Annotated in this window: 19 protein-coding genes; 9 read left to right on the top strand and 10 right to left on the bottom strand. The window is 72.1% G+C overall.

Annotated features, from left to right (window positions below; translation table 11 throughout):
- Positions 1-365: 365 nt before the first annotated feature.
- Both Scani_RS07215 and Scani_RS07210 read left to right on the top strand, forming a co-directional pair.
- The gene (locus tag Scani_RS07215; protein WP_159471099.1) at positions 366-1,271 is read left to right on the top strand and encodes a DUF3027 domain-containing protein; all 906 of its coding nucleotides are present in this window, start codon (positions 366-368) and stop codon (positions 1,269-1,271) included.
- 764 nt (positions 1,272-2,035) lie between these two features.
- Positions 2,036-5,242 (top strand): sacsin N-terminal ATP-binding-like domain-containing protein, encoded by a 3,207-nt coding sequence (locus tag Scani_RS07210; RefSeq protein ID WP_371872326.1) that lies wholly within the window; start codon positions 2,036-2,038, stop codon positions 5,240-5,242.
- A gap of 90 nt (positions 5,243-5,332) precedes the next feature.
- Here the strand turns inward: Scani_RS07210 and Scani_RS07205 are convergent, their stop codons facing one another.
- Both Scani_RS07205 and Scani_RS07200 read right to left on the bottom strand, forming a co-directional pair.
- Positions 5,333-5,548, bottom strand: coding sequence for a DUF397 domain-containing protein (locus Scani_RS07205; RefSeq protein ID WP_159471097.1), 216 nt, complete (start codon positions 5,546-5,548; stop codon positions 5,333-5,335).
- Complete coding sequence (locus Scani_RS07200; protein WP_159471095.1) at positions 5,532-6,371, bottom strand: helix-turn-helix domain-containing protein; 840 nt, start codon at positions 6,369-6,371, stop codon at positions 5,532-5,534. The genes Scani_RS07205 and Scani_RS07200 overlap by 17 nt, the downstream gene beginning before the upstream one ends.
- A gap of 164 nt (positions 6,372-6,535) precedes the next feature.
- On the opposite strand from Scani_RS07200, the gene Scani_RS07195 reads away from it, so the two are divergent.
- Positions 6,536-6,901 carry a hypothetical protein gene (locus Scani_RS07195; protein WP_246295533.1) on the top strand — a complete coding sequence of 122 codons (366 nt, stop codon included), beginning with the start codon at positions 6,536-6,538 and terminating at the stop codon, positions 6,899-6,901.
- Positions 6,902-6,957: 56 nt separating this feature from the next.
- Here the strand turns inward: Scani_RS07195 and Scani_RS07190 are convergent, their stop codons facing one another.
- From Scani_RS07190 to Scani_RS07180, 3 genes are all read right to left on the bottom strand, one after another.
- The gene (locus tag Scani_RS07190) at positions 6,958-7,143 is read right to left on the bottom strand and encodes a hypothetical protein (protein ID WP_159471093.1); all 186 of its coding nucleotides are present in this window, start codon (positions 7,141-7,143) and stop codon (positions 6,958-6,960) included.
- Positions 7,144-7,286: 143 nt separating this feature from the next.
- Positions 7,287-9,701, bottom strand: a complete 2,415-nt coding sequence (locus Scani_RS07185) for a cation-translocating P-type ATPase (protein WP_159471091.1) — start codon at positions 9,699-9,701, stop codon at positions 7,287-7,289.
- Between the two features lie 68 nt (positions 9,702-9,769).
- Positions 9,770-10,030 (bottom strand): DUF2530 domain-containing protein, encoded by a 261-nt coding sequence (locus tag Scani_RS07180; RefSeq protein WP_159471089.1) that lies wholly within the window; start codon positions 10,028-10,030, stop codon positions 9,770-9,772.
- A gap of 295 nt (positions 10,031-10,325) precedes the next feature.
- On the opposite strand from Scani_RS07180, the gene Scani_RS07175 reads away from it, so the two are divergent.
- Positions 10,326-11,798: an NCS2 family permease gene (locus tag Scani_RS07175; RefSeq protein ID WP_159471087.1), complete on the top strand. Its 1,473-nt coding sequence runs from the start codon at positions 10,326-10,328 to the stop codon at positions 11,796-11,798.
- Here the strand turns inward: Scani_RS07175 and Scani_RS07170 are convergent.
- A complete protein-coding gene (locus Scani_RS07170) occupies positions 11,791-11,982 on the bottom strand; it encodes a ribbon-helix-helix protein, CopG family (protein ID WP_159471085.1) in 192 nt (63 codons plus the stop codon). The two genes, Scani_RS07175 and Scani_RS07170, sit on opposite strands and share 8 nt — an antisense overlap.
- Positions 11,983-12,112: 130 nt before the next feature.
- On the opposite strand from Scani_RS07170, the gene Scani_RS07165 reads away from it, so the two are divergent.
- The 3 genes from Scani_RS07165 to thpR all read left to right on the top strand — a co-directional run bounded on the left by Scani_RS07165 (position 12,113) and on the right by thpR (position 14,746).
- A complete protein-coding gene (locus Scani_RS07165; protein WP_159471084.1) occupies positions 12,113-12,577 on the top strand; it encodes a MarR family winged helix-turn-helix transcriptional regulator in 465 nt (154 codons plus the stop codon).
- Positions 12,578-12,605: 28 nt separating this feature from the next.
- A complete protein-coding gene (locus Scani_RS07160) occupies positions 12,606-14,060 on the top strand; it encodes an MFS transporter (protein ID WP_159471082.1) in 1,455 nt (484 codons plus the stop codon).
- Between the two features lie 116 nt (positions 14,061-14,176).
- Positions 14,177-14,746, top strand: coding sequence for an RNA 2',3'-cyclic phosphodiesterase (gene thpR, locus Scani_RS07155; protein ID WP_159471080.1), 570 nt, complete (start codon positions 14,177-14,179; stop codon positions 14,744-14,746).
- A gap of 230 nt (positions 14,747-14,976) precedes the next feature.
- Here thpR and Scani_RS42075 read toward each other — a convergent pair whose 3' ends face one another.
- Positions 14,977-16,539, bottom strand: a complete 1,563-nt coding sequence (locus tag Scani_RS42075; RefSeq protein ID WP_159471078.1) for an aldo/keto reductase — start codon at positions 16,537-16,539, stop codon at positions 14,977-14,979.
- A gap of 130 nt (positions 16,540-16,669) precedes the next feature.
- On the opposite strand from Scani_RS42075, the gene Scani_RS07145 reads away from it, so the two are divergent.
- Positions 16,670-17,248 carry a TetR/AcrR family transcriptional regulator gene (locus tag Scani_RS07145; protein WP_159471076.1) on the top strand — a complete coding sequence of 193 codons (579 nt, stop codon included), beginning with the start codon at positions 16,670-16,672 and terminating at the stop codon, positions 17,246-17,248.
- Here Scani_RS07145 and Scani_RS07140 read toward each other — a convergent pair.
- On the bottom strand, positions 17,205-17,939 hold the full coding sequence (locus Scani_RS07140; RefSeq protein ID WP_159471847.1) for a GDSL-type esterase/lipase family protein: 735 nt from the start codon (positions 17,937-17,939) through the stop codon (positions 17,205-17,207). The two genes, Scani_RS07145 and Scani_RS07140, sit on opposite strands and share 44 nt — an antisense overlap.
- 166 nt (positions 17,940-18,105) lie before the next feature.
- Between Scani_RS07140 and Scani_RS07135 the strand changes: the two genes are divergently transcribed.
- Positions 18,106-19,101 (top strand): esterase-like activity of phytase family protein, encoded by a 996-nt coding sequence (locus Scani_RS07135; protein WP_159471074.1) that lies wholly within the window; start codon positions 18,106-18,108, stop codon positions 19,099-19,101.
- A 31-nt stretch (positions 19,102-19,132) separates the two neighbouring features.
- Here Scani_RS07135 and Scani_RS07130 read toward each other — a convergent pair whose 3' ends face one another.
- Together Scani_RS07130 and serC are read right to left on the bottom strand one after the other, a co-directional pair.
- Positions 19,133-19,579, bottom strand: coding sequence for a PPOX class F420-dependent oxidoreductase (locus Scani_RS07130; protein WP_159471072.1), 447 nt, complete (start codon positions 19,577-19,579; stop codon positions 19,133-19,135).
- Positions 19,580-19,812: 233 nt separating this feature from the next.
- Positions 19,813-20,931 (bottom strand): phosphoserine transaminase, encoded by a 1,119-nt coding sequence (serC, locus tag Scani_RS07125; protein WP_159471070.1) that lies wholly within the window; start codon positions 20,929-20,931, stop codon positions 19,813-19,815.
- Between the last annotated feature and the right edge of the window lie 79 nt (positions 20,932-21,010).

The following is a 21,010-nucleotide window of genomic DNA, read 5'->3' as shown; positions in this document are numbered from 1 at the left end:
GGTCATAGTGCCCCAACTCGCCCAGGGGAGGGCACTTTCTCCGTGCTGGCGCGCGAGGCGCACCGGCCCGGAGTCGCTGCCGCTGACATTTGCCCTCCCACCGAGGGGTCGTACACCGTTGAAGGGGTAGCGTGTGTAGCGCGCCACCGGCGGTCGTTCTTGGCCGCGTGCCTCCTCGCGATCCCGCAGAATGGGACGTAAGAGGTGCGCTCGACCGGAACGACCGGGCGCGGACGTCGACGCGGTCCCCTGGTCCGCTCCGCCCGCCCCGGTACCGCCGGTCGTCCGGACAGGACAAGGACAGCTACGGCTGGCGCACTCGTGAGACGGCGTAGAAGAGAGAATCGATTCTTGTGAGTGCTGCGATGCGAAGCCGTACCCCTGACCGCCTGTGCGCCGAGGCGGTCGACCTTGCGCGGGAGGCGGCGGAGGAAGCCGCACTGCCCGGCACGGTCGGGGAGCACATCGATGCCGTCGCCGACGGAGACCGCGTCGTCACCCACCTCTTCGCCTGCAACGAACCCGGTTACCGGGGCTGGCGCTGGGCCGTGACGGTCGCCAGGGCCTCCCGCGCCAAGGTCGTCACGCTCGACGAGTCGGTCCTGCTGCCCGGCCCCGACGCGCTGCTCGCACCGGAATGGGTGCCGTGGAGCGAGCGGCTGCGCCCCGGCGACATGGGCCCCGGCGACCTGCTGCCCACCGAGGCCGACGACCTGCGCCTGGAGCCCGGTTTCACCGGGGAGGATGCCCCGCCGCCGAACTCCCCGATCGCCGAGGGCATGGCCGCCGACGTCGCCGACTCCGAGGAGGCGGACGTCCTCCCGGGCTCGCCCGCGATCCAGCCCGCGCCCGAGCGCGGCAGCATCGCGGCGGTCGCCGAGGAACTGGGCATGCGCCGCGCCCGGGTGCTGTCCCGCTACGGCCTGCACTCCGCCGCCGACCGCTGGGAAGACGCCTTCGGAGCCAAGACCGCCATGGCCCAGGCGGCCCCCGCCACCTGCGTGAGCTGCGGCTTCCTCACCCCGCTCCCCGGCTCCCTGGGCCAGGCCTTCGGTGTCTGCGCCAACGAGTTCGCCCCCGCGGACGGGCGGGTCGTCTCCCTCGGCTACGGGTGCGGCGCGCATTCCGAGGCCGCCGTCATGCCGAAGCCGCCGCGGCCGGCCGCGCCGGTGGTCGACGAGACGATCGTCGAGCCGTTGTCGCTGCGGCCGGAGCGGGACGGGGGGTCGGTCGAGGAGACCGGGCCGGCTGAGGAGCTCGGCCACAGCTAGGCGCGCTTGCGCGCTGGCGCGCTGGGCCTGGGGCCCACGTCTTTTTCTGCGGCGTCGTTTCGCGTCTCGCCTCCGGCGGGGGTGGGGTTTGGGCGGGGGCCGCGTTTGCTTTGTGGTGGTGCCGGTGGTGGTCCTCCGGGGGTGGGTGTTCGGACTGCTTCGCTTTACGTCCGAACACCCACCCCCTCCGGCCCACCACCTCCCGCCCGGGACCGCGACCCCCGCCCGGTGGGGGGGGGAAGGGTTCAAAAACCAGAAGCTCGGCCGCGCCGTGGCATGACCGAGCCTCTTTTGGTTTTTCTCCTGCTCCCCCACCGGGGTGGGGCCCACAACTGACGGGAGGGGGCGGGGGCGGAGGGGTGGGTGTGTGGACGTAAAGCGAAGCAGTCCACACACCCACCCCGGAGCCCCCGCCACCGGCACCCACCACCCCGCCGGGGCCCCACCCCAACCACCACCCCACCGCCGACAGGCGCAACCGCACCCACCACCCAGCCGGGGCCCCACCCCAACCACCACCCCACCGCCGACAGGCGCAACCGCACCCAGCCGGGGCCTCACCCCAAACCCCACCCCTCCCGCCGAAGGCGCCCCCCGGCATGCGGGAAAAAATCCCACAGCCGGGACACGGCGCCGCACCCGCCGACGTGGGGCGATACCGTCGGGCCACCGACACACGCTTAGGGAGACGGACAGTGACAGCTACGTCGTGGGTGCGAGGCGCAGCCGGAGACCCGTTCGGGACGGCCCGACTGCGGCGTGGCGTGCTGGATGCCTGGGCCACGTCGCCGGCCCGGTTCCGGGAGGATGCCAACGCCGAGGAGGACCTGGCGCTCGGCGGCTACCGGGACCGGCTCGCCGTGGAACTGGCGCAGAACGCGGCCGACGCGGCGGCGCGCGCCGGCGTCCCGGGCCGGCTGCGGCTGACCCTGCACGCGGCGAACGGCGACGCACCCGCCGTCCTCGTCGCGTCCAACACGGGCGCTCCGCTGGACGCCACCGGCGTCGAATCGCTGTCGACGCTGCGCGCCTCCGCGAAGCGGGAGCCCAGTGTGTCGGCCGGGGCGGTCGGCCGGTTCGGCGTGGGCTTCGCCGCGGTGCTGTCGGTGAGCGACGAGCCGGCGCTGGTGGGCCGTACCGGCGGCGTGCGCTGGTCGCTGGCCGAGGCGCGGGCGATGGCGGACGAGGTCGCGGCGCACAGCCCGGGGCTCGGTGGTGAGTTGCGCCGCCGGGACGGCCATGTACCGCTGCTGCGGCTGCCGCTGCCCGCGGAGGGCGGCGCCCCCGAGGGGTACGACACCGCCGTCGTGCTGCCGCTGCGGGACGTCGCCGCGCAGGATCTCGCCGAGCGGCTGCTGGACGCGGTCGACGCGGCGCTGCTGCTGACCCTGCCGGGGCTGGCCGAGGTCGTGATCGAGACCCCCGAGCACGTACGGGAGTTGCGGCGCAGCGAGGACGGCCCCTACGTCCTGATCGAGGACAGCGAGCGCGGTGCCACCCGGTGGCGGGTGGCGAGCGACGGCGGTCCGCTGGACCCGGCGCTGCTGGCGGACCGGCCCGTCGAGGAGCGGCTGCGGCCGGCCTGGTCGGTGACCTGGGCGGTGCCGGTGGACGACGAGGGCGCACCGGCGCGGCCGGGAACCGCGGCGGTGGTGCACGCACCGACGCCGACGGACGAGCCGCTGGGGCTGCCCGCGCTGCTGATCGCCTCGTTCCCGCTGGAGCCGACCCGCCGGCATGTCGCGCCGGGCCCGCTGACGGACTTCCTGGTGGGCCGGGCGGCCGCGGCGTACACGACGCTGCTGGGCGACTGGCAGCCGGTGTCGGTCGGCACGCTCGACTTGGTGCCGGGGCCGCTGGGCAAGGGCGGTCTGGACGGTGAGCTGCGCCGGCAGGTGCTGGAACTGCTGCCGCGGGTGCGGTTCCTGCCGAGCGCGGGTGCGCCCGCCGGCCGGTCCGCCGAGCCCGAGGTGCCGGCGGCCGGCGAGTGGGACGAGGGCGACGGCGGGGTGGACCGCTTCGTGCTGCGCCCGGTGGACGCCGAATTGGTGGAGGGCGCGGGCGCGGCGACGGTCGGAGTGCTGGCCGAACTGTTCCCGAGCCTGCTGCCGGCCGGTCTCGAACGCCGCCCGGAGCTGCGGGCACTGGGTGTGGCCCGGGTGGGGCTGGGGGAGATGGTCGACCGGCTGGCGGGCGTCGAACGCGCGCCCGACTGGTGGTGGCGCCTCTATGACGCGCTGGCCGGCACCGACCCGGACCGGCTCAGCGGGCTGCCGGTGCCGCTCGCGGGCACGGCGGGCCAGGGGCCCGGCGGCGGCAGCGGCGTACGGACCACGATCGGGCCGCGCCAGGTGCTGCTGCCGCTGCCCGGCGGCCTCGACGAGGACGCCGCGGCCCGGCACCGTACGCTCGCCCGGCTCGGACTGAAGGTCGCCCACCCCGACGCGGTGCACCCGCTGCTGGAGAAGCTGGGCGCCACCCCGGCCGCACCGCGCGCCGTACTGACCACACCCCAGGTGCGTGCGGCCGTCGCGAACTCACTGGACGCCGACGAGGACGCCTACGACGTCTTCGCCGACGAGACCGAGGGCGGGGCCGGAGCCCCGCTGGGCGCCGAGGAACTGGCGGAGACGGTGCTCGGGCTGGTCCGGGACGCCAACCTCACGCCGGGCGACGAGCCCTGGCTCGGGGCGCTCGCCCTGCCCGACGAGGACGGCGAGCTGGCGCCCGCCGGCGAGCTGGTGTACCCGGGCAGCGCCTTCGAGCGGGTCATCCGGGAGGGCGAAATCCCCGCCTGCGACGCCGAGTTGGCCGAGCGTTGGGGCGAGCAGCCGCTCACGGCCGTGGGCGTCATGGCCGACTTCGCGCTGGTCCGGGCCACCGATGTCGTGCTCGACCCGGACGAGATGGAGCCGCGCGACGGGGACTTCGCCGAGCCGGACGACGTCGGGCTGCTGGACGCGGTGGACGTCTGGTGCGAGGACATCCTCGACGCCCTGCCGCAGACCCCCGTGCCCCCGGTGGTGACCGAACTCGTGGCGGTCCGCGACCTCGATCTGGTCGACGACGACGCCTGGCCCGAGGTGCTGGCGATGCTCTCCCGGCCGCCGCTGCGCGATGCGCTGACCGCGCCGGTCCGCGTCCTGCTCCCGGACGGCACCACCGAGTCCGTCCGGCCGTACACCGCCTGGTGGCTGCGCGGGCACCCGGTGCTCGACGGCCGCCGTCCCGCCGGTCTGCGGTCGGCGGGCGGCGATCCGCTGCTGTCCGGACTGTACGAGTCCGCGGACGCGGGCGAGGTCGATGCGCAGGTGCTCCGCGCACTGGGCGTGCGTACCTCCGTCGCCGCGCTCCTGGACGAGCCGGGCGGCGCCGCGGAGCTGCTGACCCGGCTCGCCGACCCGGAGCTGCCCGTCGGCGCCGCACAACTGCACGCGGTCTACGGCCTGCTGGCGGACCTCGACCCCGATCAGGTGACCCTGCCCGACGACCTGCGGGTCGTGCGCGACGAAGAGGTCCGGGTGGTGGACGCCGCCCACGCGGTGGTCGCCGACGCACCGGACCTGGTGCCGCTGGCCTCCGGCCGCGCGCTGCTGCCGGTGCGCCCGGCCCGCGCGGCCGAGCTGGCGGAGCTGCTGCAGGTCCGCCGGCTGAGCGAGGCGGTCGGCGCCGAGGTCCGCTCCGAGGGCGTACGCCACGAGGTCCCGGAGGCCGTCCGCATCCTGCTCGGCGCCGCCACCCCCGAGGCCTACGTCGAGCACGAGGAACTCCTCGTCGACGGCCCCGACGGCCCCGCCGAGCTGGACTGGCGCCGGACCCCGGACGGCACCGTGCACGCCGCGACCCTGGAGGGCGTGGCCGCCGGACTGTCCTGGGCGGCGGCCCAGTGGCCCCGCCGCTTCGAGGTCGCGGCCCTCCTGGAGGACCCGGAACGGGGCGAGGAGTTGGCGCGGGCGCGGTGGTTCGACTGAGGGTAAGGGGGCGGCCCCCGTTGCGGTGGACGTGACGGGGGCCAGCCGGAGGCGATCCGTGGTGCGTGCCGCGCCGGGTCGGTCGGCGGATCAGCGGGCGAACGCGCCGCGCTTGACTGCTTCGACGAAGGCCGACCAGCCCGCCTCGGCAAAGACGCATGCGGGCCCGTGCGGGTTCTTGGAGTCGCGGACGGGGACGGCGCCGGCGTGGCCGTCGGCGATCTCGATGCACTCGGCTCCCTGGCCGTTGCTGTAGCTGGACTTGCGCCAGCGGGGCAGAGTGGACGCGTCAGGAATCGTCTTCATCCTCGTACTTTCTCAGGTATCCGCGAATCAGGTCGAGAGTTTCCCGCTCCGGAAGTGCCTTGGAGCGAGCGACGTCAAACATGTGCGTGAGCTCAAGAACCTTTGCTGGTGACTCGACCGACTCCCCGGAAAAGAAGCTCTCGACGTATCCGATCGTGGCCCCGCTGGGGAGGGTGAGCAGGCTCAGGCTGCCACCCAGCATGGGGTGCTCTCCCTGCGTGAAGGGCAGCACCTGAGCCGCGACCTGGGGCGACGCAACTGCCGCGAGCACATGGCGGAGTTGATCGCTCATGCATGCCGAGCCCCCGACTGGGCGCCTTAACGCTGCTTCATCCATGATTGCCCAGTAATAGGGTGCTTGCTCCTTCTCGAAGACACGCTTACGGCGCATTCGCGTGGCGACCCGCTCGTTTATCCGTTCCTCGGATTCGCCGGGAAGCGACTCGCGGAAGAGTGCGTGGGCATAACCCTCGGTCTGCAGGAGCCCCGGAATCAGGCTGCTGCCGAATACCTGAATACGGGCCGCCTTGCTCTCGCCGTCGACCACGACCCGGCCGTAATCGGGAATCGAGGCGTCCTGCGCCATGGAAAGCAACTCGACGAAGAGGCCGTCCGTGGCGAAATGCGTGTCCAGGTCCTCGGCGAGTGCCTCCGACGGCAACTGCTCGCCCCGTTCCACCCGGCTGAGGTACGTGTGCGGGTATCCGACCTTGTCGGCGAGGGCCCGTTGGGAGAGGCCGGCGGACTCCCTGAGGCGGCGCAGGCGCCGTCCGAGCACCGTGCGCGGGGTGGCCCTGCCGTCGTCCTCGTTGTTCAACTCCATTTGCTCGAACACACCTTCAACTCGCTGTCCACTCACGGACTTTGGTGACACCCATGGCGTGCACCCAGCGTATTTCGTCGGCGATGCTGAGTAAGGACGGAAAGGCCCCCGCGACCGCGGCAACGGTCCGGGGGTGTGGTCATCAGCCCCATGAGGTCGACGACATGCATCACGCTATCGCGAAGTATTTCGAGTCTTCGCCCGGAGACGGCGAAGCAGCCGGGCATTGCGGCTCCGCACGCCTGCTGCCCTGGGCGAACGCCGACGGCAACCCCTGCTATCTGGTGGGCGACGGTACGGGGTACGTCTCCCGTATCGCCGACAGTGTCGAGTGCCTGCAGCTCGACATGGCGGACGGGCTCCTCGGACATGCGGAGGACATGCTCGCCTGCCAGCGGGTCACCTCCCCGGAACTGCGCTTCCTCGCCCGCGGATTGGCCGACGCCCTGCGGGACGTACGGCGTATCGCGGAGAGCCGGGGCGCCCGGCTTCCCCCGCCGGACCAGGGCCTCGACGAAGGCGAGGACTAGGGGGTGTCGTTCGGATCATGGCGGGCTCGCGGGACCGGCTCGTCCACGCCGCCCGCTCAGTTCGAGCGGAACCGCTTGACCAGGCTCCAGATGACGACGATGGCGGAGAGGGCGAGGAGGGGCCACACCCACCAGTCGAGGGTGCCGTCGCCGGTGGTGCCGTAGTGGCCGCCGGTGTGATGGTGGTAGTGGCGGTGCGAGCTCGCCAGCACCTCGTACGCCAGGGCCCCGTGGGTTGTCATGGGGCCGGAGTGTAGTGCGGCGGGCATGCTGCGGATACCGGCCGGACGGGTCGGTTCGGGGCGGGCCAAGAGGCGCCGCTCGGCCCCTTCAGCCCTCGGCCCCTTCGGTCCTCGGCCGCTCTCAGCGGCGGCGGGGTGCGGGCTCAGGCCGGGAAGCGCCGGCCCACCCATCGCCAGGTGAGTTCCAGGAGGACGGCCGCCACCACCGCGATGGCGACGGCCGCCCACGGCATCGTCGTCCCGACCAGCCGCAGGTCGAAGAACCTCTGCAGCCAGGGGGTGGCGAGGACGGCGAGGAAGGCCAGGCCCATCGCCAGGACCAGGGCGATCCGCCACCAGGTGTAGGGGCGGGCGATGATCGCAAGGACCCACATCGCGGCGAGGAAGAGCGTCAGGGTGGCCGCGCTGGTCTCGGCGGGCAGGGCGCCGGGGCCGCTGTAGTAGCTGCGGGCGAGCAGGTAGGTGGTGAAGGCGGCCAGGCCCGTGATCAGGCCCGACGGCACCGCGTAGCGCATCACCCGGCGGACGAAGTGCGGTCTGGCGCGCTCCTTGTTGGGGGCCAGGGCGAGGAAGAACGCGGGGATGCCGATGGTCAGGGTGGAGAGCAGGGTCAGGTGCCGCGGCAGGTACGGATAGGGGATCTGGCAGCAGGCCACCAGGATCGCCAGCAGGACGGAGTAGACGGTCTTGGTGAGGAAGAGGGTGGCGACGCGGGTGATGTTGCCGATGACCCGGCGGCCCTCGGCGACGACCGAGGGGAGCGTGGCGAAGCTGTTGTCGAGCAGGACGATCTGGGCGACGGCGCGGGTCGCCTCGGAGCCGGAGCCCATCGCCACGCCGATGTCGGCGTCCTTGAGGGCGAGGACGTCATTGACGCCGTCGCCGGTCATCGCGACGGTGTGCCCGCGCAGCTGCAGGGCCGCGACCATCGCCCGCTTCTGCTGCGGGGTGACCCGGCCGAAGACCGCGCCCTGTTCGACCGCAGCCGCGCTCGCCTCCGTCTCGCCGGGCAGTTCGCGCGCGTCCACCGGGTCGTCGGCGCCGGGCAGCCCCAGCTTGCCGGCCACCGCGCCCACCGAGACCGCGTTGTCGCCGGAGATCACCTTGGCCCGGACGCCCTGCTCGGCGAAGTAGCGCAGGGTGTCGGGGGCGTCCGGGCGCAGCCGCTGCTCCAGGACGACCAGGGCCGCGGGCCGTACGCCCCGGGTGACGTCGGGGTCGTCCAGCTCGTGTTCGGTACGGGCCAGCAGCAGGACGCGCAGCCCCTGGGCGTTGAGGCCGTCGATCTCGGTGAGGCGGTGGTCGCCGGCCGGCAGCAGGACGTCCGGGGCGCCGAGCAGCCAGGTGGTGCTCTCGCCGTCCGGGCCGTTGAGGGCGGCGCCGCTGTATTTGCGGGCGGAGGAGAACGGCAGGGCCCGGGTGCAGCGCCAGCCGTGGTCCGCCGGATACGCCTCGATGATCGCCTGGAGGGAGGCATTCGGCCGCGGGTCGCAGGCGCCGAGCGCGCCCAGCACCTGCTTCACCTGGGTCTCGTCGCCGTCGAGGGACCGCAGCCCGTTGACGTCCATGCCGCCCTCGGTGAGCGTGCCGGTCTTGTCCAGGCACACCACATCGACCCGGGCCAGCCCCTCGATCGCGGGCAGCTCCTGGACCAGGCACTTCTTGCGGCCGAGCCGGATGACGCCGATCGCGAAGGCGACGGAGGTGAGCAGCACCAGGCCCTCGGGGATCATCGGCACGATGCCGGCGACCATCCGGCGGATGGCCTCGTCGCCCGGCAGGCCGAGGGTGAGCAGATGGCTCAGGACGAGACCGATCGCGGTCGGGATCATCATCCAGGTCACGTACTTGAGGATCCGGCTGATGCCGCTCCGCAGTTCGGAGTGGACCAGGGTGAAGCGGCTGGCCTCCTCGGCGAGCTGGGCCGCGTACGCCTGCCGGCCGACCTTGGTCGCGGTGAAGGCGCCGCTGCCCGCGACGACGAAGCTGCCGGACATCGCCGCCTCGCCGGGTTTCTTGACGACCGGATCGGCCTCGCCGGTCAGCAGCGACTCGTCGATCTCCAGGCCGTCGCTCTCCAGCACCTCGCCGTCGACGATGACCTTGTCGCCGGGCCCGAGTTCGATGACGTCGCCGAGGACCACCGCGGAGGTGGGGATCTCGGCGGGGGCCCCGTCGCGCCGGACGGTCGGCCGCGCCTCGCCGATGACCGCCAGGCTGTCCAGGGTCTTCTTGGCGCGCAGCTCCTGGACGATGCCGATGCCGGTGTTGGCGACGATGACGAAGCCGAACAGGCCGTCCTGGAGGGGGCCGACGATCAGGATGATCACGAAGAGCACGCCGATGATGGCGTTGAAGCGGGTGAAGACGTTGGCGCGGACGATCTCGGCGGCCGAGCGGGAGGACCGTACGGGGACGTCGTTGACCTCGCCCCGGGCGACCCGTTCCGCGACCTCGGCGGCGGTCAGTCCGGCGGCGACCGGCTTCCGAGCGGTCCGTCGGGCCGGTTCGCGGCCCGGTCCGGAGTGCTCGGTCTCGGCCCTCGCCCGCTCCGTCATGCCCCCGACGTTACGGGCGGAATGCGCACTTCACTCGCTGGGCGGGCGGTGCGGTGGGCGGTGTGCCCTCAGGGCCGCTCGGCGGACGCCGCGGAGCGCTTGATCGCGGCGTCCCGGGCCCGGACGTACCAGACGCCGATCAGCCCGAGGCCGCCGCCGGCCAGGCAGGTCCACACCCACCAGGAGTGGCCGTGGTCGGCGAACCAGCCGTAGAAGGGGAGCTGGCCGAGGAAGAGCACGAACCAGATGATGGTGCCGCCGGTGATCGTGCCGACGACGGGGCCCTCGAGAGGCGCCGGGGCCTCGCGCAGTTCGGACTTCTTCCACATGGTGTTCAGCTTACGGGGACGGGGTGCGGGGGCTGCGGGCGGCGGTGGCCCGGACACGGAGCGGCGTGGGCCGGGCCGGTCGCCGCGTACGCCATCCTGATGCGTCCCGTACGCCACTTGGGTCTACGCGCGGAGATAGCGATCACCGCATTGTTTATTCATACTGAACCTTTCTGGATACGGCTTGTTTAGCTCGTCTATTCATCCAACCTGATCCAGTTGTTTCTGATTCTGTACGTGTTCCGGGCCTCCGGCCCCCCACGCCTGCCCAGGCCCGTCCGACTGAGGTCCCCGCATGCCCCCCTCGGCCACCACGCCGGTCGACACCCTTGAGAACCCGGGTCCGAAGCCTCCCAAGAACGGCTTCGACCGCTTCTTCAAGATCTCCGAGCGGGGGTCGACCATCGGCCGCGAGCTCCGCGGCGGCCTGGCGACGTTCTTCGCGATGGCCTACATCATCGTGCTGAACCCGATCATTCTCGGCTCTGGAGTCGACAAGTTCGGCCACCATCTCGACAACGCCCAGCTGGTCACCGCCACCGCGCTGATGGCCGGTCTGAGCACGGTACTGATGGGCGTCGTCGGCAATGTCCCGATCGCCATCGCGGCCGGCCTCGGCATCAACGCCGTGGTGTCCCTGCAGCTCGCGCCCAAGATGAGCTGGCCGGACGCGATGGGCATGGTCGTGCTCGCCGGTCTGGTCCTGATGGCCCTGGTCGCCTCGGGGCTGCGGCAGCGGGTGATGGACGCGATCCCCAACGGGCTGCGGCGGGCCATTGCCATCGGCATCGGCCTGTTCATCTCGCTGATCGGCCTGGTCGACGCCGGCTTCGTGACGCGCAACCCGGACGCCGCGCACACCACCGTGCCGATGAGCCTGGGGCAGGGCGGACAGCTCAAGGGCTGGCCGGTGCTGGTCTTCGTCCTCGGCCTGGTGCTGATGTTCGTGCTGATCGTGCGGAAGGTCAGGGGCGCGATCCTGATCGGGATGGTCTCGATGGCCGTCGTCGCGATCGTCATCAACGCCCTCGTCGACATCCCGGACGCGTCCTGGGGCCTGGCGGTCCCCAACGTCCCGCACAAGATCGTCGACACCCCGGACTTCGGCCTGATCGGTCAGATCAGCCTCTTCGGCGGCTTCAAGGAAGTCGGCGTGCTGACCGGCTGCCTGTTCGTCTTCACCGTGCTGCTCTCCGGCTTCTTCGACGCGATGGGCACCATCATCGGCGTCGGCGAGGAGGCCGGGCTGCTGGACAACGAGACCGGCCAGCTGCCGAACATGGGCCGGATCCTCATGGTCGACGGCATCGCGGTCGCGGGCGGCGGCTTCGGCTCCGCCTCCGCCAACACCTGCTTCGTGGAGTCCACGGCCGGTGTCGGCGAGGGCGCCCGCACCGGCCTCGCGAACCTGATGACCGGCGGCCTCTTCCTGCTCGCGCTGGTCTTCACGCCGCTGGCGACCGTCGTCCCCTCGCAGGCCGCGACGCCCGCACTGCTGGTCGTCGGCTTCCTGATCATGGCCTCGAACGTGCGGGACATCGACTGGGGCGACTTCACCATCGGCATCCCGGCGTTCCTGACGATGGTCTCGATGCCGTTCACCTACAGCATCACCAACGGCATCGGCATCGGTGTCCTGGCCTTCATCCTGCTGCGCACGGCGACCGGCCGGGTCAAGGAGATCCCCTGGCTGCTGAACGCGGTCGGCTTCTGCTTCCTGGTGTACTTCCTGCTCGACCCGATCGAGCAGGCGCTCGGGGTCAAGTAGCCGGCCAGCGGCCCCCCAGCTTCTCCGTCTCGTCGACGGAGGACTTGAACCGCTCGTCGAAATCCTCGCGAATGAGCGTCCGGACCACATAGTCCTGGACGCTCATTCCGCGTTTTGCGGCGTGCTGCCGGAGGCGCTCCAGCAGCTCCCCGTCCACCCGCAGGCTGAGCACTCGCGATCCCATCCGGACACGGTCCCGTCCGTACGCGGTCAGGTGCGTCACTTTCGGCCGCGTCCTCACTCATATGGGTGATACCCGACGGGCGGCGCCCCCTGGCTCTCCTTAGAAAGGGTAATGAGTTATGCTAAAGACCATGCCGGAACTGTCCCGCCCCCAGCCCGACGGCCGGGAGGTGCCCCCAGACGACGCGGCCGCGGTGAACGCTCTGCGGTCCGCCGTGATGCGCCTGTCGCGCCGACTCAAGCACCAGCGGGTCGACGAATCGCTGAGCCCCACCGAGATGTCGGTGCTCGGCACCCTGTTCCGCTGCGGCAGTGCCACCCCGGGCGAGCTGGCCCGCAAGGAGCATGTGCAGCCGCCGTCGATGACCCGCATCGTGGCCATGCTGGAGGCCAAGGGACTGGTCCGGCTCGAACCGCACCCGGACGACCGCCGTCAGAAGGTCGTCAGGCAGACCGAACAGGCCGAGGCGATGCTCGAGGAGAGCCGCCGCAAGCGCAACGCCTGGCTCGCCGAGCTGGCCTCCGGGCTGGACGAGGACGAGTGGGCGAAGGTACGGGCCGCCGCGCCCGTGCTGGAGAAGCTCGCACAGTTGTAGACCCCTAGGCCGAGGAGGCGAACCCACTTTGAGTACGGGATCCGGAGCACACTCCGCCCCCGCACCGAACTCCCAAGAAGACACGGTTTCCGACGACGCGACCGCGACCACTCCGGGCACCGCCCCGGGCGTCGCCGCCGGCCCCGCCGCCACACCGCGCAAGGGCACGTTCAGTTCCCTACGAATACGTAACTACCGCCTCTTCGCCACCGGCCAGATGGTGTCCAACACGGGCACGTGGATGCAGCGCATCGCCCAGGACTGGCTGGTGCTGAGCCTCACCGGCTCCTCCGCCGCGGTCGGCATCACCACCGCGCTGCAGTTCCTGCCGATGCTGCTCTTCGGGCTCTACGGCGGCGTCATCGCCGACCGCTTCGCCAAGCGCAAGCTGCTCCTGTTCACCCAGTCCGCCATGGGCCTGACCGGCCTCGCCCTCGCCGTGCTCACGCTGAGCGGCCAGGTGCAGGTCTGGCACGTCTATCTGGTCGCCTTCGTCCTCGGCCTGGTCACCGTCCTCGACAACCCCTCCCGGCAGGCCTTCGTCTCCGAGATGGTCGGCCAGGACGAGCTGCGCAACGCCGTCAGCCTCAACTCCGCCAACTTCCAGTCCGCGCGGCTGATCGGGCCCGCCGTCGCCGGTGTCCTGATCACCGCCTTCGGCAGCGGCTGGGCCTTCCTGCTCAACGGCCTGTCGTTCATCGCCCCGGTCGCCGGCCTGCTGATGATGCGGACCGCGGAACTCCACCCGGTCGACCGCGTCCCGCGCAGCAAGGGGCAGCTGCGGGAGGGGCTGCGGTACGTGTCGGGGCGCCCCGACCTGATCTGGCCCATCGTGCTGGTCGGGTTCATCGGGACCTTCGGCTTCAACTTCCCGATCTGGCTGACCGCGTTCGTCTACCACGTCTACCACCAGGGCGCCGGCACCTACTCGCTGTTCAACGGGCTGATGGCGGCCGGTTCGCTGATCGGCGCGCTGCTCGCGGCCCGCCGCGCCGGTTCCCGGCTGCGGCTGCTGGTCGGCGCGGCGATCCTCTTCGGCGCGCTGGAGATCGCGGCCTCGCTCGCCCCGTCGTTCTGGGTCTTCGCGGCGCTCCTCGCCCCGATCGGCATGGTCGGTCTGACGGTCAACGTCACCGCCAATTCGAGCATCCAGATGGCCACCGATCCGCTGATGCGCGGCCGGGTGATGAGCCTGTTCATGATGGTCTTCGTGGGCGGAACCCCGCTGGGCGCGCCGGTGGTCGGGTGGATCACCGACGCCTTCGGTCCCCGGATCGGTTTCCTGGCGGGCGGCCTGGTCTCCCTGGTGGCCGCGGTCGTCATCGGCCTGATCCTCGCCCGGATGGGCGGCCTGCGCCTCAAGATCGACCTGCGCCGCGGCCATCGGCATGTCGCCTTCGTGCCCCGGGTCCCCGGAACGGCCTCGTCGAGCGCCTCCTCGACCGCTTCGTCCGTGGAGAAGGACCTGGCCCCGGCGGCGTAGGGCGGCCCGGTCCGGCGGGAGCGATCCTGCCGGGCCGGCCCCGGGCCGGATCGGCGCGTCCCTGCGCCCGGTCCGCCGTCCCTCGCACGGCAGCAGCCCTGCGCCACACTGACCGCATGAGACTCTTCGCCGCCGTCCTGCCCCCCGCTCCCGCGATCGAGGAACTGGCCGCCGAGGTGGCGCAGTTGAAGAAGCTCCCGGCCGCCGGGCGGCTGCGGTGGACCGGCCGGGAGAGCTGGCACTTCACCCTTGCCTTCTACGGCGAGGTGTCCGAGGAGATCGTCCCCGACCTGCGGGAACGCCTGGGCCGCGCGGCCGGCCGCCGCGACCCCTACGAGCTGCGGATCGCCGGCGGCGGCCGCTTCTCGGACCGGGTGGTGTGGGCCGGGGCCGACGGCGACCGGCCGGCCATGCGCACCCTCGCGGGCGCGGCGGCGGCAGCGGCCCGCCGGGCCGGCGTGGCGATGGAGGAGGAGCACCGCCCGTACACCCCCCACCTCACCCTCGCCCGCAACCGCGTCCCCGACCTGGATCTCCGCCCGTACGCGGCCGCCCTGAAGGATTTCGCCGGGGCCCCGTGGACGGTCGGCTCCCTCGCCCTGGTGTGCAGCCATCCGCCCGTCCCGGGGGTGGCGGGCAAGCAGCCCCGCTACGAAACGGTGGGGTCCTGGCCGCTGGGCGGCTGACCGGCCGCCGGGCCCCGCGGCCGGTCTTGACCACGGGCCGCTGAAGCGTGCGGTCCGGTCCCGGTTAGGCTCAAGGGGTGGACCCCAAAACCCGTAACCGGATCATGTCCGGCCTGCTCGCCGTCCTGCTCATCGTCGTGGTCGTGGCGGCGGCGCTGCACTGAGCGATGCCGTGGCCGCTGCCGAGCGCCCGGCAGCCGGTCCGACCGGCTGCCGGGCGCTCGGTCCGCTCACCAGGCGAAGGCCTCCGGGCTCGGGCCGGGGCCGGGGAAGATCTCGTCGAGCGAGGCGAGGAGATCGTCCGGGAGGGTCAGTTCGACGGCGCGCAGCGCGGAGGCGAGCTGGTCCGTCGTACGGGGGCCGACGATCGGACCGGTGACGCCGGGACGGGTCAGGAGCCAGGCCAGCGCGACCTCCCCGGGCTCCAGGCCGTGCTTGTCGAGCAGGTCCTCATAGGACTGGATCTTGGCGCGGATCGCGGAGTTGGCGAGGGCGTCGGCCGAGCGCCCGACGCCCGAGCGGCCCGCGCCGCCCTCGCGTTCCTTGCGCAGGGCGCCGCCCAGCAGCCCGCCGTGCAGCGGGGACCAGGGCATGACGCCCAGGCCGTAGCCCTGGGCGGCCGGGATGACCTCCATCTCGGCGCGCCGCTCGGCGAGGTTGTAGAGGCACTGCTCGCTGACCAGGCCCAGCGAACCGCGGCGGGCGGCGGTCTCGTTGGCGCGGGCGATGTGCCAGCCGGCGTGGTTGGACGAGCCGGCGTAGAGGATCTTGCCCTGCTGGACGAGGATGTCGATGGCCTGCCAGATCTCGTCCCAGGGCGTGTCCCGGTCGACGTGGTGGAACTGGTAGAGGTCGATGTAGTCGGTGCCCAGCCGCTTGAGGCTGGCGTCCACCGAGCGCCGGATGTTGAGCGCGGAGAGCTTGTCGTGGTTGGGCCAGACCTTGCCGCCTTCGGGCGCCATGTTGGCGTACACCTTGGTGCCCAGTACGGTCTTGTCCCGCCGGCCGCCGCCCTTGGCGAACCAGGTGCCGACGATCTCCTCGGTACGGCCCTTGTCGGCCCCGAAGCCGTAGACGTTGGCGGTGTCGAAGAAGTTGACGCCCGCGCCCTGCGCCGCGTCCATGATGGTGTGGCTGCCGGCCTCGTCCGTCTGAGGCCCGAAGTTCATCGTCCCGAGGACGAGTCGGCTGACCTTGAGTCCGGTGCGTCCGAGCTGCGTGTACTTCATGGTGGTCCAGCCAACGCCTTGGAGTGCTCTCGAAGCAAGGACCTGTGGCGGGTGGCGGGTACGCCAGCCCAGTGCCGCCCCGGTCCAGGTGCCGGCCGGGACGCCGATGACCACGGCACCGGTCAGCCCGGCCATGACGGTGGCGAGACTGCTGCCGCGGCGTTCCGGCGGCGCGAGGTGGGCGGTCACGGCGAGGACGGTGGGCAGTGCGACGGTGGCGGCGAGCGCGGCCAGTACCCGCAGCACCATCAGCGCGCCGTACGAACGCGTCACCAGCACCGCGAAGTTGGCGAGGCAGAAGAGCGTCAGGGCGGCGGTGAGAAGGCGGCGCCGGGGGAGCCGGGCGGTGACGACGGCGGCGACCGGGGCGACCGCCGCGCAGATGACGGAGAAGACGGTGACGAGCTGTCCGGCCGCGGCCTGGCCGACCGTCAGCTCACGGGCGAGGGCGGGCAGTACGCCGGTGATCACGAAGTCGTCGGTCTGGAGCGCGAAGGCGCAGAGGGTGAGGGCACAGAGCCAGCCGGCGGGGAGGCGCCGCCGTAAGGCGGAGAGCGTGGACATGCCGTTAACGTAACGCTTGTTTCCCTCTTTAGGGTGGAGCGTGGCCCGGCCGGAGGGCCGATGGACCGACGGGCCCGGAGGGCCCAGCACGCCCGCCCGGAGATCCCCGCACGCTAGGAGAGTCCGACCGATGGCCAGGCCCCGCGACCCCCGACGCCGTACCGAGATCCTCGACGCGGTCATCGAGCAGCTGGCCGAAACGGGGATCGCGGGCCTCTCGTTGCGTCCGCTGGCCCAGGCGCTCGGGCACAGCACACGGGTGCTGACCCATCACTTCGCGGACAAGGACGACCTGATCACGGCCGTACTGGAGCGGCTGGACGAGATCCAGCACGGGCAACTGCGGGCCACCGAGGGCTGGGACGACACCTCGTGCGGCATCGGCGCCCTCGTGCGGGACTCCTGGCGGCGCCACCTGGAGCCGGAGAATCTCGGTGCCACCCGGCTCGTGCACGAGATCGAGGGGCTGGCGGCGGCCGGCCGGCTCGGTGGCCGGGTCCCCAAGTTCCTCGCGGACCGCGCCGACTTCGTCGCCGGCGCCCTCCAGGTCCGTGGTCTCGCCCCCGACGCGGCGCGGGTCCACGCCACCTTCCTGAACAGTGCCTACGCGGGCCTGCAGGCCGACCTGCTGGTCACCGGTGACCGGGCACGCACGGAGGCGGCGCTCACGGAGCTGTGCGAGCTCGCGGACTCGTGGACCCGCCGCTGACACCGTCCGCGTGCGGTTCGGCGGCCGGGTACGGGCCCCCGACGCCCCATGCCTGATGCATCGCCCCGGCGAACGCCCCGGCCAGCAACCGCTCGCCCCACGGGGAGGGATGGGTACCGTCGTACGTGGCGCTCCCGGTCTCCCAGCCGCACGGTTCGGAGGCCAGCAGCAGCGGGGAGTGCAGGGTGGAGAGATCGGCGACGGCCTTGGCCAGCAACTCGTTGAAGCGCTCGCACTCCGCGCCGAACGCGGCGTCCGCCGCCGCCCGCACATTGGGTATCACCGGCATCAGCACCGCCCGGACGTGCGGCGCCGCCTCCCGGGCCCGCGCCACGAACTCCCGGACGTTCTCCGCGGTCTGCTCGGCGTTCGTGTAGAACCCGAGGTCTATCAGCCCGAGCGATACCAGCAGGGTGTCGGCCTCGTACCGGCGCACCATGTCGCCGATCAGCGGCGCCATGTGCAGCCAGCCCTCGCCCCAGCCGGCGAGATGACGGCGGGCCTCGTCGGGGAAGCCGGGGTCGGCGTAGGCGGTGGAGGTGGGGACGCCCGCGGCCGGTTCGTGGAGCGTGTGGCGCGGCCCGACGATGCGGTACGGGCCGTCGAACGTCGCGTTCAGGTGCTGCCACATCCGGTAGCGCCACGTGAAATCGCCGGTGCTCCCAATGGTCATCGAGTCACCGACGAACATGATCCTCATCCGGCCATGATGGCCGAGACCCCCTACTGCTCGGTACGTGACGCTGGACACGCCCGGGGCCGTGACGCGGGCAGAGGTGGCCGGCGCGGTGCGGGCGACGGCGAGGAGGGTGGCCGCCGCGTCCGCGCACGGCGGCCCGGGATGGCAGTCTGTGCCCATGCGTTCGCTTCTGTGCGCGGCCGGTGCCGCGGGAATCCTGTGGTCGGCGGCCGTGGTGCCCGCCGCCGCCGACGAGCCCGACGGCTTCACCATCGGCGACCCCCGGATCACCGAGTCCAGCGGCCTGGCCGCCAGCCGTGCGCACCCCGGGATCTACTGGACCCACAACGACAGCGACGACGGCCCGTACGTCTACGCCGTCGACGGCAGGTCCGGCCGTACGGTCGCCCGGATCACGCTGCGCGGCATCGGCACACCGCGCGATGTCGAGGCGATCTCGATCGGCCCGGACGGCGATGTCTACGTCGGCGACATCGGCGACAACCTCGGCGGCACCTGGAACCACGTCTGGATCTACCGCTTCCCCGAACCGAAGAAGCTGCGCGACGCGACGGTGACGGCGACCCAGTTCGATGTGAAGTACGCGGACGGGCCGCGCGACGCCGAGGCGCTGATGGTGCACCCCAAGACCGGCCGGGTCTACATCGCCAGCAAGAAGCAGGACGGCGGCGGCGCCCTCTACGCGGGGCCGCAGCGGCTCACCACCTCCGGCACCAACGTCTTCCGCAAGGTCGCGCCGATCGATCTGTGGGTGACGGACGGGGCGTTCTCCCCCGACGGCAGCCGCCTGGTGATGCGCAGCTACTTCGGCGCCCGGGTCTACCGCTGGCAGGACGGCCGCCCGAAGGACCTCGGCAGTGTGGGCGTCCCGGTCCAACAGCAGGGCGAATCGGTCACCTTCACCCCCGACGGCCGCACCCTGATGTACGGCTCGGAGGGCAGCGACAGCGACGTCAAACCGGTCGGGCTGAGCGACGACCAGCTGCCGGACTCGGCCGAGGACGACCCGTCGAACGGCGACGGCGCCAACGGCCAGGGCGGGAAGGGGAGTTCGGGGACGGACCTGGACCCCGACTTCATCAAGGGGGCGGTGGTCTTCGCCGTCGCCACGGCACTGGTCGTCGGACTGCGCAGGCTGGTGCGGCGGCGCTAGGGGAAGCGGTGGTCCCTGGACGCCCAGCCCCCTAGATCCCCAGCCCCGACTCCTGCGCCGTCCGCTCCGCGCCCGCCTCGCCCTCGATCAGCCGCAGCTCGTAGTGCAGCGTCCGCTCCTTCTTCAGCCGGTGCGCCCACGGCACCAGCAGCCCCTGGAGCAGCGGATACTTCCGGGTCAGTGAACGCTCGGCGCGCCGGTACTCCCGGGTCTGCGGGTCCAGCAGCCGCACCCGCGCGTGGACGACGGGGCCGGTGGGACGGCCCCGCCAGGTGGAGGCGCAGAGTTCCACCTCCGGGAAGTTGCGCATCCGCTTGGCCTTTCCGGCGCTGCCGTACGTGCGGATATAGGCGTGGTCGCCGTCGACGGCGATGTTGACCGCCGTGCCGACGCCGGTGCCGTCCCGCTTGTACGTGGTCAGCAGCACCGCCCCCTGCCGCTCGAAGGGGGCGAGACCGGGACTCGGGGGATTCGTCATGGGTCCCATACAGGCATATCCAGCCCGTTTCGTCATGCCGCGGTACGTCCGTTCGGGCGGCAACGGGGGAGGCGCTCCCTCCATACGGCGATACCGCCGCACGGCTTGACGGGGCGTACGGCGGTCCCGGCTCCGTCACCCTCGGCACGGAGCGGCGAGCCGTGGGGCCGAGACGACGCACAGGCCCCGGCGGTCGCCCGCCGGGGCCTGTGGTGCAACGTGCGAGCCGGTCGTTACAGCTTGCCGATCACATGGTCGATGCAGGCCGTGAGGGCCTCGACGTCCGACGGGTCGATCGCCGGGAACATCGCGATCCGCAGCTGGTTGCGGCCGAGCTTGCGGTACGGCTCGGTGTCGACGATGCCGTTGGCGCGCAGGGCCTTGGCGACGGCCGCGGCGTCGATGCCCTCGTCGAAGTCGATGGTGCCGATGACCTGCGAGCGCTTGGCCGGGTCGGTGACGAACGGGGTGGCGTACTTGGAGTCCTCGGCCCAGCCGTAGAGGGTGCGCGAGGAGGTGGCGGTGCGGCGGACCGCCCAGTCCAGGCCGCCCTGGCCGTTGATCCACTCCAGCTGCTCGTTGAGCAGGAAGAGGGTGGACAGCGCGGGGGTGTTGTACGTCTGGTTCTTGAGGGAGTTGTCGATCGCGGTGGGCAGCGAGAAGAACTCCGGGATGTGCCGGCCGGACGCGTGGACGGCGCGGGCGCGCTCCAGGGCGGCGGGGGAGAAGGCCGCCAGCCACAGGCCGCCGTCGGAGGCGAACGACTTCTGCGGGGCGAAGTAGTAGACATCGGTCTCACTGATGTCCACGGGCAGGCCGCCGGCGCCGGAGGTGGCGTCGACCAGCACCAGCGCGCCCTCGTCGGCGCCCGCGACCCGCTTGATGGGGGCGGCGACACCGGTCGAGGTCTCGTTGTGGGTGAAGCCGTAGACGTCCACGCCCGCCTCCGCGACCGGGTCCGGGTGGTCGCCCGGGTCGGCGGAGATGACGGTGGGCTCGTCCAGCCACGGCGCCAGCTTGGCGGCCTTGGCGAACTTCGAGGAGAACTCACCGAAGCTGAGGTGCTGGGACTTGCGCTCGATCAGGCCGTGCGTCGCGATGTCCCAGAACGCGGTGGAGCCGCCGTTGCCGAGCACGACCTCGTAGCCCTCGGGGAGCTGGAAGAGGTCGCGTACGCCGTCGCGCACCGCGCCGACCAGGTTCTTGACCGGGGCCTGGCGGTGGGAGGTGCCGAGAAGGGAGCTACCGGTGGCGGCGAGGGCGCCGAGCGCCTCCGTACGCACCTTGGAGGGGCCCGCGCCGAAGCGTCCGTCGGCGGGCTTGATGTCAGCGGGAATCTGGATATCAGCCACGGGGGAAGCCTAATCCGTCGCGCTCGGCGCTTCGGCTCCGCGTCCAGCGGGTGAGATGCCGGATGCTCGTACGGTGGAC

Source organism: Streptomyces caniferus (genome assembly GCF_009811555.1).
GTDB classification, from domain to species: domain Bacteria; phylum Actinomycetota; class Actinomycetes; order Streptomycetales; family Streptomycetaceae; genus Streptomyces; species Streptomyces caniferus.
Note: the sequence above shows the minus strand (reverse complement) of the source record. Positions and strands in the feature narration are given on the sequence as shown.